The sequence below is a fragment of the Bernardetia sp. MNP-M8 genome (assembly GCF_037126285.1).
Taxonomy (GTDB): Bacteria; Bacteroidota; Bacteroidia; order Cytophagales; family Bernardetiaceae; genus Bernardetia.
In genome coordinates this window covers 3,426,262-3,441,971 of sequence record NZ_CP147012.1, presented here as the reverse complement: position 1 = coordinate 3,441,971, position 15,710 = coordinate 3,426,262, and the positions used below count along the sequence as shown (strand labels likewise).

11 protein-coding genes are annotated in these 15,710 nt (G+C 32.5%); 5 read left to right on the top strand and 6 right to left on the bottom strand.

Features of this window, described 5'->3' with window-relative positions; genetic code table 11:
- Positions 1–6: 6 nt before the first annotated feature.
- Positions 7–831, bottom strand: a complete 825-nt coding sequence (locus tag V9L04_RS14050) for a hypothetical protein (RefSeq protein WP_338790450.1) — start codon at positions 829–831, stop codon at positions 7–9.
- 157 nt (positions 832–988) lie between these two features.
- Entirely contained in the window at positions 989–1,489 is a 501-nt protein-coding gene (locus V9L04_RS14045; protein ID WP_338790449.1) for a thioredoxin family protein, read from the bottom strand.
- A gap of 351 nt (positions 1,490–1,840) precedes the next feature.
- On the opposite strand from V9L04_RS14045, the gene V9L04_RS14040 reads away from it, so the two are divergent.
- Both V9L04_RS14040 and V9L04_RS14035 read left to right on the top strand, forming a co-directional pair.
- Positions 1,841–4,003, top strand: coding sequence for a hypothetical protein (locus tag V9L04_RS14040; protein WP_338790448.1), 2,163 nt, complete (start codon positions 1,841–1,843; stop codon positions 4,001–4,003).
- Positions 4,004–4,434: 431 nt separating this feature from the next.
- A complete protein-coding gene (locus tag V9L04_RS14035) occupies positions 4,435–5,910 on the top strand; it encodes a BatD family protein (protein ID WP_338790447.1) in 1,476 nt (491 codons plus the stop codon).
- Between the two features lie 160 nt (positions 5,911–6,070).
- Here V9L04_RS14035 and V9L04_RS14030 read toward each other — a convergent pair whose 3' ends face one another.
- The 4 genes from V9L04_RS14030 to V9L04_RS14015 all read right to left on the bottom strand — a co-directional run bounded on the left by V9L04_RS14030 (position 6,071) and on the right by V9L04_RS14015 (position 8,866).
- Positions 6,071–6,481: a hypothetical protein gene (locus V9L04_RS14030; RefSeq protein ID WP_338790446.1), complete on the bottom strand. Its 411-nt coding sequence runs from the start codon at positions 6,479–6,481 to the stop codon at positions 6,071–6,073.
- A 5-nt stretch (positions 6,482–6,486) separates the two neighbouring features.
- Positions 6,487–7,002, bottom strand: coding sequence for an exosortase family protein XrtF (xrtF, locus tag V9L04_RS14025; RefSeq protein WP_338790445.1), 516 nt, complete (start codon positions 7,000–7,002; stop codon positions 6,487–6,489).
- A 92-nt stretch (positions 7,003–7,094) separates the two neighbouring features.
- Entirely contained in the window at positions 7,095–8,270 is a 1,176-nt protein-coding gene (locus V9L04_RS14020; protein ID WP_338790443.1) for an amidohydrolase, read from the bottom strand.
- Between the two features lie 140 nt (positions 8,271–8,410).
- Positions 8,411–8,866, bottom strand: coding sequence for a GNAT family N-acetyltransferase (locus tag V9L04_RS14015; RefSeq protein ID WP_338790442.1), 456 nt, complete (start codon positions 8,864–8,866; stop codon positions 8,411–8,413).
- Positions 8,867–9,266: 400 nt separating this feature from the next.
- On the opposite strand from V9L04_RS14015, the gene V9L04_RS14010 reads away from it, so the two are divergent.
- From V9L04_RS14010 to V9L04_RS14000, 3 genes are all read left to right on the top strand, one after another.
- Positions 9,267–13,889 carry a choice-of-anchor D domain-containing protein gene (locus V9L04_RS14010; protein WP_338790441.1) on the top strand — a complete coding sequence of 1,541 codons (4,623 nt, stop codon included), beginning with the start codon at positions 9,267–9,269 and terminating at the stop codon, positions 13,887–13,889.
- Between the two features lie 90 nt (positions 13,890–13,979).
- Complete coding sequence (locus V9L04_RS14005) at positions 13,980–14,198, top strand: hypothetical protein (protein ID WP_338790439.1); 219 nt, start codon at positions 13,980–13,982, stop codon at positions 14,196–14,198.
- A gap of 344 nt (positions 14,199–14,542) precedes the next feature.
- Positions 14,543–15,709 carry a tail fiber domain-containing protein gene (locus V9L04_RS14000; protein ID WP_338790438.1) on the top strand — a complete coding sequence of 389 codons (1,167 nt, stop codon included), beginning with the start codon at positions 14,543–14,545 and terminating at the stop codon, positions 15,707–15,709.
- The last annotated feature ends 1 nt before the right edge of the window (position 15,710 follow it).

The following is a 15,710-nucleotide window of genomic DNA, read 5'->3' as shown; positions in this document are numbered from 1 at the left end:
TTGTAATTACTTCTTAAAAAAACGCTCTTCTTGTCCTTCAAAAAGCAAATAATAAGCACCCAAAGTTAAATTGGAACAATCTACTGTAAGTCCGTCTCCTTCCAAAACCAATTTTCCATTATTATCTAATATTTGATAATTAGTAGAACGAGAAAAAGTAATACGGCTTGTTACACTTTTGGGATAAAAGCTAATTTGTTGTTCTCCTTCAGACACAAATTTAATTTCAGGTGAATAATAATACTTACCTGTTACATCTAAGTATTTTATCCTATAAATATTTTCTCCTCCACGATGTGTAAGAGGCAATGTATATACATTTTGTTGTGCGCTTCCTTTACAGCTAATTACCTTTTCGACTATCCAAGTACGATTATTTTTTATCTGAATAAAAAACTGTCCAAATTTTTTCTCTCCTTTTGTTACCCAAACCATTGTATTCATATCTACATGTATGGAAGAAAAGCGAAATGGAAGCCTATCTTTAATGGCTTGTGGATTGAGAACTTTTGGAGTACAACTTGCTGTATGAATTATCCTGACTACTACCTCATCATTAATTTTTAGAAAGGACATATTAATATCAAAGGCTGTTGTTGCAGGAAACTTTACGGCTTTATTATTAACAAAGATTTCTTTTACACAATATTCAGTATCCGAAGTAGAAGAATTTTGGATATATAGATTTGTTCCATGATAAACTCCTTTTATTACTAATTCTTTCTTGGTGTTGTCCTTGGTATTATCTTGGGCAAGAATAAAATTAATAGATAAAAAAGAAAGTAAAATAGCTAAGAAGCTAGACAAACAGAAAAATATTGTTTTTTTCATACATCTGTATAAATAAAAATTAAATGACAAGAGGAATTAACAAATGTGTATGCCAAATTAATCAAAAAAAAACAGTTTTCTAAATTATGCTCATAATTACTTGATTTATGAATAAAATTTAATAGAAAACTGTTTAGATTTTATTTTAGTATAAATACTATTTTGTTTCTGCCTTAAATTTCTCAAGCATTTCTATGAAGTTGTCTTTTTCTCTATAACCAGGGGCAACAGCAACTTCTTTTTTATTATTTATCAAAACAATAGAAGGATAACCTGTGATTTTGAAAACTCCACCAGAAAGTTGTCTATAAGTTAGTTTTTGTCCGTCAAATGAAGTTGCATCTTCACTTTCAGCATCTAATTTGACAGCATGATAATTATTGGCTACATATTCTACTACTTCATCAGTTTGGAATGTGTTTTTGTCCATTTTTTTACACCAACCACACCAGTCTGTATAAACATCTATAAAAACAGGTTTTTTGTCTTGCGCTGATTTTTCCATAGCTTCTTCAAAAGTAAGCCATTCAATCTTAGATTTTTTAGTTGTTTCTAGTGTTGTTATTTCCTCTTTTACTTCATTTTTAGAAAAAAAGACAAAGCCACTTACGGCAAAAAAACAAAAAATAAGAGCAGCAAATAAAGTTATTTTTTTCATGAGATTATTGTTAGATAAAAATGAAATAATGTAGGGATAATTATGAGAATATGAGCAGTTTGTTTAAGTACACATCAAGTAGCTTAATATTCAAAATAACAAAACTGTATTTGAAAAGTTATAGAAATATAAAACCTACTTTTCTTCATTTAAAACAAATGCGAAGCCAAATTTTATTTTTTAACCTCTCAATAAGTTGATTTGGAATAAATTTAAGAAAATATGTCTTTTTTTACACTAAAAGCCTTAAATTAGCACTCTAAAATTAATTTTACCTAATTTTTTAATCAAATTTAGCTGCTCTTTTTAGCTCATTTTTTCCTATCCCTAAATATTATTATGTCAGTTCTCATGAAAAATATAAAAAAAAATATAACTCTTTTACTGCTCTTTTTCTCAGTTTTTCTAGTATCTTTTTTGATGACAAGTTGTGGTTCTGCTCCCCAAACTATTTCTAAAGAGACTTATAAGGTCTATAAAAAACAAGCAAAAGCAGGAAACTCTACTGCTATGCTCAAAATTGCAAATGCTTTTAAGGGCGATATGTTTACAAGTGGAGAGTATAGAGACTACAAAAATGCTGTAAAATGGTATTCTCAAGCTATGGCTACAAGTTCGACACAGAAAGTTCCTGCTGCTAGAGAGCTTTTTGAAATTTATATGACTGGAAATGAAGATATTCCTAGAAATTTAGATGCAGCTAGAAAATGGTTAGATGTAGTAGCTGATAGTATGGATTTGCACATGTATTACCAAGACAATACAGATCTTTATCTGATGGATATTTTTGATACGTATAAAGAAGCTACCAAAACAGAAGCAAGTGCAGAAAGTCAGTTTTTGTTAGGACGTTACTTCTTAGAGTTTGAGATTGACTATACAACAGGTATGCAGTTTTTAGATAAAGCTGCTAGTACAGATAGCGCAAGATACAGCCAAAATGTAAATTACATGAAAGCAAAATGGCAATTTTTCAGAAATCGTCGTAGTGATTTTATAAATGAGATGCCTTTTGCTTATCAGAAAAATAAAGCACATCAAGTAATGAAGCGTTTTGCAGAGGATGAGAGTGAACTTGCCAAATTAGAGTATGCTAATTACCTTGTTCATCAAGCAGAAAAGCCTCAAGAGGTAAAAGAAGAAACTGAAAGACTACTCCGTAACTTCGTAGTTCCTAAATTTGCCAATAAAGAACATCAGTTAAAGGCTACTTATTTATTAGCCCTTGTGCAAGAAGGAAAAGAGCATGTCATTGCTTTTCGTAAACTATACGCCCTTAAAAATCAAAATTTTAGTGAAGAACAGTTTCCTTATATGGATAATGCTATCGATGAATATAAAGAAATTTCAACACAGTTAGAAACTCTTACAGGACTTGGAAAACTTACTACCGAACGTCCAATGTTTATTGATATTCCTTTAGAAATGCCTCAATATTATCAGCATTATCAAGGTGATATTCGTCCTTTAGTTGCAATAAAAAATGCTATTACTACACCTGAAAATATAGAGTTTTTGACACCTGCAAATGTAGAAAAGTACAAACAAACTCTTTTGGAGCAAGTAGATGATATTTTTGATAAAGCAGATACTCCTTCTGAACTTTATAGTTTTAAGAATGCTTTAGAAAAGGATAAATTTTTTGAACCATTAGCAAAGCCTTATTTGGATAGTCTTATTCAACAACGATTAGACTTAAAAGGTCTTGTACAAGAAGACTTAGTTTATGAATATGAAAAAGAACGTTTAGAAAACGTAACTTTTTATAATTTAGAAGAAGGTAGAAAATTTATAGAAAACTTGTCTAAGAGAGATGATTTAGACCCAGAACCTGCTGCTCCAAAAAATCGTTGGTCAAGAAAACCTGTCAAACAAGAAATACGCAAAAATGCTCTTTTGAAGCGTGCTAAAGTAAAAGTTTTAGAAGATATTTATGGAAACTCTCCTACCATCAAACAGATTGAAGAACTCAATAAAACTGTTCCTAGATATTCTTGGCTTGCACCTGAGGGAAGAGAATGGGCAGTCGGCTTGAAAGGTAATAGTGAAAGTTGGTTTACAGGAATTGTTGATGTGAGCAAAACTCGCACTCAGTATTTTTATGAAGTAAAGCGTTTTGGAGATTCAGATCGTTTTTTGATGGAAATAAAATCTATTAAAAATAATAAGTCCAATAACGCATATAGTACAAATCTTGAAGTAGAAAAAATGGTAAAAGGAGGAAGTGAGTCTGGAGATGTAGAAGGATATAATGTTACTATTTTTGGAGCAAAATATCAGACTTACGGCTGGAAACAAAGCAAAACAGACTTTTTTAGAGTAATATGTAAACCAAGCACTAACAAGTTAGAGAATGCCGTCTGTACGGGTTATATGACTGTTAATAGAGATAAATCTTTTTCAGATGATTTTTTAAGAAAACATAATGTTTCTTCTGATTCTCAAAAAGATGCTATTCGTGCTGTTGTGCGTTACTTTATTTTAGAAATGCACCAAAATTTGGGAATTCGCTAAAAATATCTTTAGTATCATTACTAGAATATAGAAGAAAACAATTAAGAAAACACCTGTTAGATTTTTTCTTCTAATAGGTGTTTTTTTATAGATTATAATATTTCTAAATTCTAAATCTACAAACTTTCTTTTTCCATAAAAAAAAGAGTTATTTGTAATTACTTAACTCAAATTGCATAGAATAAAAGATGTTCTAATCTGTATAAAATAAAAACATACTATTTTAGTAAAATTTGTAAGTGTTCAGAAAAGTTTGCTTGTGTTTTACTATCGTCGGTGAGGACACTGACAATGGCAGAATTATAAATGTAAAACAGGGTTTCAACCCTGTTTTACATTTGAAAAATAAGAAAATGCTTGTTTTAGTAAAGGAGATATAATTTTTCTATTATTAGAAGAGCAGTATAAATAAAATAATTAATAAAGTAACTATGAATAAATTGATTATCAACAGATTGAATTGGAAAATATTTTGGTTTGTAATTTTTGTGGTAATTATAGCTCCCCAAACAGCTTTTTGCCAAGAAATAACCCTTCAAGTAGGAACTACAACCATTGGTTTGAATGAAGATTTTGAAGTTACAGTCACAGTAAAAGATGGAGAATTAAAAAAATACTCTGAATTTCCTAAAATAAATGGAATGGATAAAGCTGAAATATATACTTCACAGTCAATAAACTTTGTAAATGGTCAGGTTTCCAAAACCCAAGCTGTTACACAACGCTACCGAGCTTCTAGGCAGGGAACGTATTTTTTACGTCCTTTTGATATGACTGTTAATGGTGAAAAAGTACGCCATGCAGGTGCAAGCATTGATGTAAAAGGCAAGTCTACCACTACAAATCCATTTGATAGCTTTTGGGGCAAAACTGAAAATACAGAATATATTTCAGTAAAAGATGATGCTTTTTTTGCTATCACAACAAACAAACAAAACCCATATACAGGAGAAGGATTTACAATTACTATGTCTTTTTATGTAGCCGTTTCAAATCGTGCAACGCTTAATTTTTATGAATTAGGAGAACAGAAAGCCGAAATATTAAAACAAATAAGACCAAAGAATGCCCTTGAAGAGAATTTTAATATTATTCAGCCTGTCCCAGAAATGGTCAAAATAAGAGGTAAAGATTATCGCCAGTATAAAGTGTATCAAGCTGTTTTTTATTCTTTAAGTCCTCAAAAAATATCTATTCCTGCTATTCCTTTCAAAATGGTAAAATATGATGTTGCTGTCAATTCCCAAAGTATTTTTAATCAGATGAAAGAGAATATCAAAACCTATTATAGTGAACCTATTTCCATTACTGTTAAAGAATTACCTCCACACCCACTCAAAGACCAAGTGCCAGTAGGAAATTATATCTTAAAGGAACAAGTAGGAAGTAAAGACTTGAAAACAGGACAAAGTGTACAGTATCAATTTAGAATTGAAGGAGAAGGTAATTTGTCTGTTATCGAAAAACCACAGCTTCCAAAGACAGCAAATTTTGATTTTTATGAACCTACTATTTCTGAAATGCTACGAAGAAATAATAATGCTGTTTATGGCACGAAGGATTTTAATTATTATATCATTCCAAATGAACCAGGGCTTTATCCAATGAAGGATTATTTTAGTTATATATTCTTCAATACCAAAAAGGGCAATTATGACACACTTTCGTCAAATATAACATTGAGTGTAACAGGAGAAAGTAGAAAAAATGCTTCTATTGGAAATGCTGATTTAGGTTCTTTTTATGATAGAATTAATGAAGAGAGTAATAGTTTGAGAAGTAAAAATGAAATAACATGGGAAAAATATGGAATCAATGGAATAGCTATTTTACTCGTCTTAGTATTAGGATTAAGCATTTTGGTAGGTAAAAAAATACGTCAAAGAGACTTAGATAAAGAGGAATAGAAAACGGAAACGACAAAGAAACAAGATTCATTCACAGGAAAAAGTTAGTATTTTTCTGTGAATGATTTCTTTTGGTTGTTTGACAATTTTTGCAGAATATTGATGATCGTCGGTGAGTACACCAACGACATAGTACAAAAATTGTCAGAGAACTTTTTTTTTAAGACTCTAATTTCTTTGAAATATAAAAAACTAGAGTACAAAAGAGAGGAATAAGAGGAGAAAAATAAAACCGAAGTAAATTTTCAGATAGATTAAATAAAAATTTTGTCTCAAAGAATTTATAAATTAGCGTTAGGGTGACAACAAGTATATAAATCAAACAATGAATAATCATGGTTTTTTTGACAATTGGAACAGAAAGAAAAGCCAACCAAATAATCCATCCATTGAGAAGAACAAACAATAAACTTACTATTCCTGTATCCAAAACAGAAATATAAGGAAGATAAGAGAAAGTATCAGAAATAAAACTTGCTAATTTCATACGGCTCATTCCTAAAAAAAACCATCCTAAAAAAAGCAGAATTATTCCAAAAATACGTAAAAGGTAAAACAGTTTTTTTTGCAATGGAATTAAGATTTTGTTTTCAAACTTGGAATCATAAATTTATTTACCCAAATCATCCAAATCCAAAAAGTAATACCATACACAATAAACGTAAATACATAATGATGATTAAAATCTACACTTTCAGGATAATATTTGAAGTTGAGAGTAAGAGCAGAAATACGAATTACATTGAGAAGAAAAATAACGACAATTCCCAAAGGAATAAATAAAAGTTTGGGCTTCACAGAAACAGGAGTAGCCAAAATAAAAGAAGCAAAAAGAGCAAAAAGAGCCAGTCCATTGCAGGGCGCACCTACTGAAACACAAGCCAAAGAATTGAGATAAACCGTGTGAGCCATTGACTGATAAGAGGCTTCAAATCCCAACCATGTTAATAGTTTTGTGCTGCTTTGTCCTACCCATTCTATCAAAATTGTATCAATTGGAGTGTTTTCTGCCAGCCAAAGTTCATACAATAAATACCAACTTCCATAAATAGCTACAAATAAAATCACAAATCGAACAACAGGATTTTTCATGTCAATTTTTAAAGTATATAATTTTGAAATTGAAATGTACGAAATTAAATTAAATTCAGAAGACAAAAAATAGGCTATTACATTTTATACCTCTAACTTTGGATTAATTCTACAAACATATCTATTCCAGTTTGAGTAATATCATCAGGAAAATCATAATTTGAATGATGAAGTTCTGGTGTATTCGTTCCAGAACCTAATCCAAACATAGCTCCTTCAAAATGCTGCGTAAATTGTCCGAAATCTTCAGACCAACTAAATGGTTTTTCTTTGTTTTGATACTTTAAATCTAGTTTTTTAGCTGCTTTTTTAATAAGCTCTACGCTTTTTGGTGTATTGGTAGTAGCTGCAAATTTCTCTGAATAACTGATTTTGAGTTTTAAATCATGCTTATTAGCTAATTCTTGGGCTTTTTGTTCTGTTTTCTGAGAAAGAAGCTGTAAGTCTTCATCTAAATAACTGCGAAGAGTAGCACAAACACGAGCCTTTGCAGGCGAAACACCAAAGGCAATATCATCCAATGATTTTCTTGAGGTTTCTCCTAAAATAGCATCTACAACAGTTACCAACACAAAATCTTTATTTTCTTTTTCTTTGATAATATTCTCTGATAAAAAATAAAGAAAAGTAGTTAGTTCGCTTAATGCTAAAGCAGGGTTTTTTCCATTCTGAGGTTCGGCTGCATGTGAAATCAAGCCTTCAAATTCTACAATTATTCCTGTAGAAGCTGCTGCAAAGGTTTTTTCTCTACAAACAATTAGTTTTTTTTCGTAAGAAGGAATATTGTGAAGAGCAAAGAAATAATCAATTTTGAAATGTAGTTTTTGTAGTTGCTTATCTTCAAGCATTTGTAAAGCTCCTTCTCCTGTTTCTTCGGCGGGCTGAAAAAGTAAGATTATTCTTTTATTTTTTTGCTGAATTAGTGTATCAAAATTTTCTTTCAGATACTGAGCAACTCCTAGCAAAATAGTCATGTGTCCATCGTGTCCACATTTATGCGAAACTCCTTGATGTTCTGATTTATAATCAAAATTATTTGGTTCTGGAATAGGTAAAGCATCCAATTCGGCACGAAAAGCAATCGTTTTGTGTTTAGTTGTATCAAAATTTTCACTTTCCCAAATTGCTATAATTCCTGTATTTCCTATATTTTGATGGATAGAGGTCGGATTACAAGTTGTAAGAAAATCAACTACAAACTTAGCTGTTTTGTATTCTTGATTGGAAAGTTCGGCTATTTTATGAAGTTGTTGGCGAGTAGGTAACAAAATTAGAATTTAGAGTTTAGAAGTGAGAATTGAAATACATTTTAACCACAGAGAAGAAGAGGAAAATCAAGAGAATGAAAATACAAGATTTGATTTTTATTCTGTCTTCACTTCTAACTTCAGCAATCTAACTTCTAAATTTATTGTTGCCAACGCATCTCTAAATACTTATTTGTAAATCCTAGTTTTTCATAGAGTTTTTTGGCTGGATTATCAGGTTCTACATGAAGAGCAACTGAGCCATTTACACTGTTCATTGCTTCTTGCATTATTTTTTTACCAATTCCCTTTCCACGCTGCGAACCATCAACAGCAATATAAACTAAGATATTTTCTGGAATATAATCTTTCATGCCTGTTTCATTGATGACAGTTGCACCAACAATTTTTTCTTTGCCTTCTTCATTTTCAACTGCATAAAAAATATATCCTCCTTTTCCAGTTTCTTTTGATAGTGAATAATCCATAGCCTTTCTGATATCAGCTTTTGGATCGCCATATTGTTCTAAATGTTTAAAAAGAAATTCATTTATTTCTTCTAAAAGAGAAGTATCAAAAGTAGAACTTGGAGTGAGCTTTTTTATTGAAATAGACATTGAGTAGGGTTTTGGTTTAAAAAGTTGATCTAGATTTCTAAATCATTTCGAAAAACATAAAGGTAGGCAAAAAAAGGCTTTTTTTCAAGTAAAATTATGTATCCAATCCCTTAACACTTTAGAAAAATTGATAATCAAACTGAAATAGAACTACAAAAATATCTACATTTCAAAGCTATGTAATTTTTATTGAAAATCAGATTTTGAAAAGTTGTTTGGATGATAGTAGATGATTTTTGTGTCATATTTTAAAGAATATGTATAATTAATTTGTTGTTTTATAAGCAATCAACAAAAAATCAACATCTCGTTTTAGTACAATTTCTACTGCTCTTTGTATTTTCATTGTTAATTAATTGTAAGACATATCTGTCTAATCTAACTTTTAAATACAAAATCTATGAAGAATCTAAATTACCTTTTACTATTTATATCCTTATTAATAGGATTACCTTCTTTATCTTATGCACAATGTCCATCTTCAAATAATTTTGCCACACCATATAATACCAACAATGGTCAGAGAGGGGCTATGTTTGATGTGGAAGCAACCAATGCAATTACCATTCGTTGTTTTGCTGCAAATTTATACCCAGGAACTACAGCCGATTATGAAATTTATTATAAAGTCGGTACTCATGTTGGTTTTGAAACTAATGCAGCAGCATGGACTCTTCTAGGAAGTGCAACAGGGATAACATCAGCAGGAAATAACATTCCTACTCAATTACCTATACCTATCAATATTACTATACCTGCAGGGCAACGTTATAGTTTTTACATAACAAATACTTTTGGAGGAGGAACATCATATACAGATGGAACAGCAGTAGGAAATGTGTTAGCTAGTAATGCAGATATGACTATTTATGAAGGAGTGGGGAAATCTTATCCCTTTGGTCTTACTCTTACTGTGAGGAATATCAATGCTACTGTATTTTATGATTTAGTAAGTACATCCCCAGAAATCAATCTACAAGGAAATGGAAATAATATTGTAAGTGGTGCAGGAACTACAAGTCTAACCAATGATACAGATTTTGGAGATGTAGCTGAATGTGGAACGAATAGTCTTGCTAAGACATACACTATTCAAAATACAGGTGGAGCAGCCTTAACAGTAAGTAATATTACTGTTACAGGCACAAATGCTGCTGATTTTACTTTAAGTGGGCTTCCTGCTTTCCCTGCAACGGTAGCAGCTACAACAGGAACACAAACTTTTACAGTTACTTTCAATCCTTCTGCAATAGGAAATAGAGTAGCTTTAGTTACAGTAACTAACGACGATTCAGATGAAAATGCTTATACCTTTGCTATTAATGGAAATGGTACAGCAGATAATATTGACCCAGTAATTCCAGTTTTGGCTGATATCAATGAAGAATGTACTTCAACTCCAACAGCACCAACCACAACTGATAATTGTGCAGGAACAATCACAGGAACGACAGGGACAACATTTCCCATCACAGCACAAGGCACAACAGTAGTAACTTGGACATTTGATGATGGAAATGGCAATTCTGTTACAGCCGACCAAAATGTAATTATTGATGATACTACTGATCCAGTAATTCCAGTTTTAGCTGATATCAATGAAGAGTGTACTTCAACTCCAACAGCACCAACCACAACAGATAATTGTGCAGGAACAATCACAGGAACGACAGGGACAACATTTCCCATCACAGCACAAGGCACAACAGTAGTAACTTGGACATTTAATGATGGAAATGGCAATTCTGTTACAGCCGACCAAAATGTAATTATTGATGATACTACTGATCCAGTAATTCCAGTTTTAGCTGATATCAATGAAGAGTGTACTTCAACTCCAACAGCACCAACCACAACTGATAATTGTGCAGGAACAGTTACAGGAACAACAGGAACAGTATTTCCAATTACAGCCCAAGGAACAACGGTTGTAACTTGGACATTTAACGATGGTAATGGCAATAGTGTCACAGCTGATCAAAATGTAATTCTTGATGATGTTACAGCACCAGTAGTGCCGACATTAGCAGATGTTACTGCTGAATGTTCGTCTACTCCAATTGCACCCACAACTACAGATAACTGTGTTGGAACAATTACAGGAACAACAGGAACAGTATTTCCAATCACGGCACAAGGAACAACGGTTGTAACTTGGACATTTAACGATGGTAATGGCAATTCAGTAACTGCTGATCAAAATGTAATTCTTGATGATGTTACAGCACCAGTAGTGCCGACATTAGCAGATGTTACTGCTGAATGTTCGTCTACTCCAACTGCACCAACAACAACAGATAATTGTGCAGGAACAGTAACAGGAACAACAGGAACAGTATTTCCAATTACAGCCCAAGGAACAACAGTTGTAACTTGGACATTTGATGATGGGAATGGAAATACATCGACAGCAGACCAAAATGTAATTCTTGATGATGTTACAGCACCAGTAGTGCCGACATTAGCAGATGTTACTGCTGAATGTAGTGTAACCCCAACTGCACCAACAACAACAGATAATTGTGCAGGAACAGTAACAGGAACAACAGGAACAGTATTTCCAATTACTGCCCAAGGAACAACGGTTGTAACTTGGACATTTGATGATGGTAATGGAAATACATCGACAGCAGACCAAAATGTAATTCTTGATGATGTTACAAATCCAACAATTACAGCACCAATAAATGTGACTGTAAACACAGATACAGGACTTTGTACAGCTTCTGGAGTTGCTTTAGGCACACCAACAGGAAGTGATAATTGTGGAACACCTACCTTCACAAATGATGCTCCTGCTACTTTCCCTATTGGAGTAACCACAGTCACTTGGACAGCAGATGATGGTAATGGAAATACTCAAACAGCAACACAAACCGTTACTGTAATTAGCACAAGAGAAATCAATGTTTTAGGAAATGCAGTTTCTATTGTAGATGGCGATGTAACCCCCAATGTTTCTGATGATACAGATTTTGGCAATACAGCTATCTCAAGAACTATTACTTATACGATTGAGAATACTGGAACAGAAGCAATTACGATTTCTTCAATCACTTCAAGTAATACAACTGATTTTACAGTCAGTTCTATTCCTACTTCTGTTTCAGCAGGTGGAAGTGCTACTTTTGATGTTACTTTTACCGCCATTTCAACAGGAACAAATACAGCAACTATTACTATAAATAATAACGATTGTGATGAAGCTGCTTATGATTTTGTAGTAGAAGGAGCTAATAATTCATCTGGTGATGTACTTTTAGTTCGTACAGGCATTTATTATTCAACCATTCAATGGGCAGTTGATGCAGCGATAGCAAATGATACCATAAAACCGACAGGAAATAGAAATTATCCTGAAAATGTAATCGTAGATAAAAATCTCACTTTTACTTCTGATTTTACAGATTATAAAAATGTAAACATCAATCAGATTCTTGTAGAAAATGGAAATAAACTGACTATTACAGGTGATATGAGTATTGTAGAGGTTTTACATTTAGAATCTACTGGCGAAATGGAAGTTACAGGTTCAACAACTGATTTTGCCTTGCTTTCTTCTGCAACTCAAACGGCTTTAGTAATCAATGATTCTCCTACAAATACAGTTGTAGGAACTGTCATTATGGAACGCTACTTACCTGCTGTTTCAGATTTAGGAGGCACAGATGGAAGAGGATATCATTTATTTAGTTCTCCTTTTTCTGATGCAACTGTTTCCCAGTTTGGCGATGATATGAGTCTAGTTCTGACGACAGCTTACAATACAGCTCCAGAGCCTGCCTTTGTTCGTCCTTTCCCTACTTTCTTCCAGTATGAAGAAAGTAATGCAGGTGCAACATCAAGTGCTTATTTCAATCCATTTATTTCCAATTACAAAGTTCCTACCACAGCTAATTTGACTGTAACTAGAGGTTATCAAGCCAATATTTCAACAGGTGTAACCGTAGATTTGAATGGAACATTGAATAATGGAAGTCAATCTATTTCTGTTACAAATAGTGGAGGAGGATTTAGCCAAGAAGGTTATAATTTGGTTGGAAATCCGTATCCCTCTCCAATTGATTGGGAGTTAGTTTTGCTAGCTTCTACAGGAGTTGAAGATGCTGTTTATATTGATATTCCAGTCAATCAATACGAAGGAATTTTTGCAGAATATGTCAATGGCGTTTCGAACAATGGAGGTAAAAAAGAAATTGCTCCTATGCAAGGTTTCTTTGTCAGAACTCTAGGTGGAGGAACTGTCAATATGAATAATGGTGTTCGTTTGAGTACGGATACTCGTTTCTATAAGACGACTGAAACAGAAAATCTGAAAGAAGGATTGATTAGAATTGCTCTCAAGAAAGGAAATTCTTTGGATGAAACCACAATTTATTTTGAATCAGGGGCAACTCCTAACTTTGATGGCAAATATGATGCAGCCAAACTTCACAAAATGAATAGTGCAAGTCCTACACTTTATTCATACAATGAAAATACAGAAACAGCAGAAACGGAATATTTTGCTATCAATGGATTAGGACGTTTTGATTCCGACCAAAGTTTACCTTTAGCCATGAATATTCTGACAGATGGAGAGTATGAAATTACGCTTCGCAGTATGAAATATTTCCATTCAAAACACGAGCTTTATTTGTATGATTCCTTGACAGATTCGTTACATAACTTAAAAGCAGAAGGCGATTATAAGTTTTTAGCAACAAAAGGAAATGAAGTAAAACGTTTTGTGCTTTTATTCAAAACAGAAGCAAGTCAAGATTTCTTTGAGAATGAAAAGCTAATGGTGTATCCAAATCCCACCCCAAATCGTTTTTCATATAGCTTGAGAACAAATAAAGAAGGAAATTACACCATTCGTTTGTTTGATGCCACAGGCAGAATCATCTTGGAAGAAAGAAAAACAAAAGAAGGAGCATTTTTAGAAGGCACAATTGATTTAGAAAAACAGGCTTCTGGCTTGTATTTACTTCAAGTTTCGGATTCTGAAAAAACAACTACTGTACGTATTGTTAAAGAATAAGCACTATTATTGATATTAATAGCCGTATTAATTGTATTATTACGGCTATTTATCTTACCTAAAACATCATCTATTAAAATACTATTTATTATGTTCAAAAAAATTGTATTACTCCTTATTGGATTTTTTATTGTAGACTATTTGTTTGCTCAAGGTGGAGGTTTTCCTATTGATCCACCTAATGCATTAGGCGCACCTATAGATGGAGGTCTTTCACTACTTTTGGCAGCAGGCGCAGCTTATGGAGCTAAAAAAGTCTATGATTTTAGAAATAAAGACAATCAAGAGGAAGAAAATGAAATGAAGTAAACTATTTCACATTGTCTCTTTAAATCTCTATTTAGTTGTAATAATTACTAAATAGAGATTTTTTATATGTTTTTTTAAAGAATTTATATAATTAATTTATTGTTTTATAAGCAATCAACAAAAAATCAACATCTCGTTTTAGTACAATTTTTATCATTCTTCGTACTTTCATTGTTAAGTTAATAAATCGCAAGTGCTGCTTTAAACAATTCATTATTTTTTTCTACAATCAAAAATTAAATACTTTTTTGACCAATTCAATTCAATAATTAACTCTTTATTTTTTCTCAATACCTGTGTTTTTCCATCTGAATAATTAAAACACACTCAAATTTTTAAACTCTATGATAAAATATAATCTATTATTCGTTTTGCTGCTTACTCTACTTAGTACGCAGTCATTTTCTCAAGGTGTAGCCATCAATACTGATAACACAGATGCAGATGCGTCGTCTATGTTAGATGTAAAATCAACTAACAAGGGAGTTTTAATCCCCCGAATGACTACGGCACAGCGAAATGCCATTGCTACACCTGCAGAAGGTCTTTTGGTATATGATACTACAACAGATTCATTTTGGTTTTTTAGTGGAACATGGACACAACTTGGTGCAGGTGGAGCTGATGCTGATTTTTTTGTTCAAGGAAGTACAAACAACCCTAGCTCAATTACTGATAATATATACACAAGAGGAAATATGGTAGTGGGAGATAATTTAAGTAGTACTATGGACTTAGTAGTAACAGGAGCAGAACCCACCTTTAAAATAGGAAGTAATTTAGGAAGTTTTAATAACGTAGAGTCTGGAAGACTTGTTTTTGAAGAAAACGTACCACTTTATACTACCAATCCTACTAGCTACTGTGGTTTTGCTTTTGAACATGAGGGTCTTATTAACAACCTTTACCTACGTACAGCTTGTGTTGCTCCATCTACTATTATGACCTTTGAAAGAAATGGAGATGTAGGTATTGGCACAGAAGATCCTACAGCCACTCTTTCTGTTAATGGTACTGCAGATAAAACGGGTGGTGGAACTTGGGCTGCTTTTTCTGACAGAAGACTTAAAAAAGACATTATTCCTTATACAGATGGTCTTTCTAAGATTTTGGCAATCAACCCAGTAAAATTTAAGTATATAAAAGAGTTTGCAATAAAAGATGATCTTGAAAAAGAATTTGTTGGCGTTATTGCCCAAGATATTCAACAAATTGCTCCTTATATGGTAGAGGAAGTTGTTTACAAGTCTGATAAGAAAAACCCTAATGATGCTGATTACAAAGAAGGTAGTACGACTTCTAATGACAACAGTGGTCTAACTGGAGAAAATATCTTGTCTTATGATGCTTCGGCATTGAACTACATGCTTATCAATGCAGTAAAAGAACAACAAGCAATCATTGAGCAGCAAGCTACTAAGATAGAAGCATTAGAATCAGAAGTCAAAGCACTCAAAACACTTCAAGAAGAAATCAATAAGATAAAGAAACAACTTGCAGAAAAGGAATGAT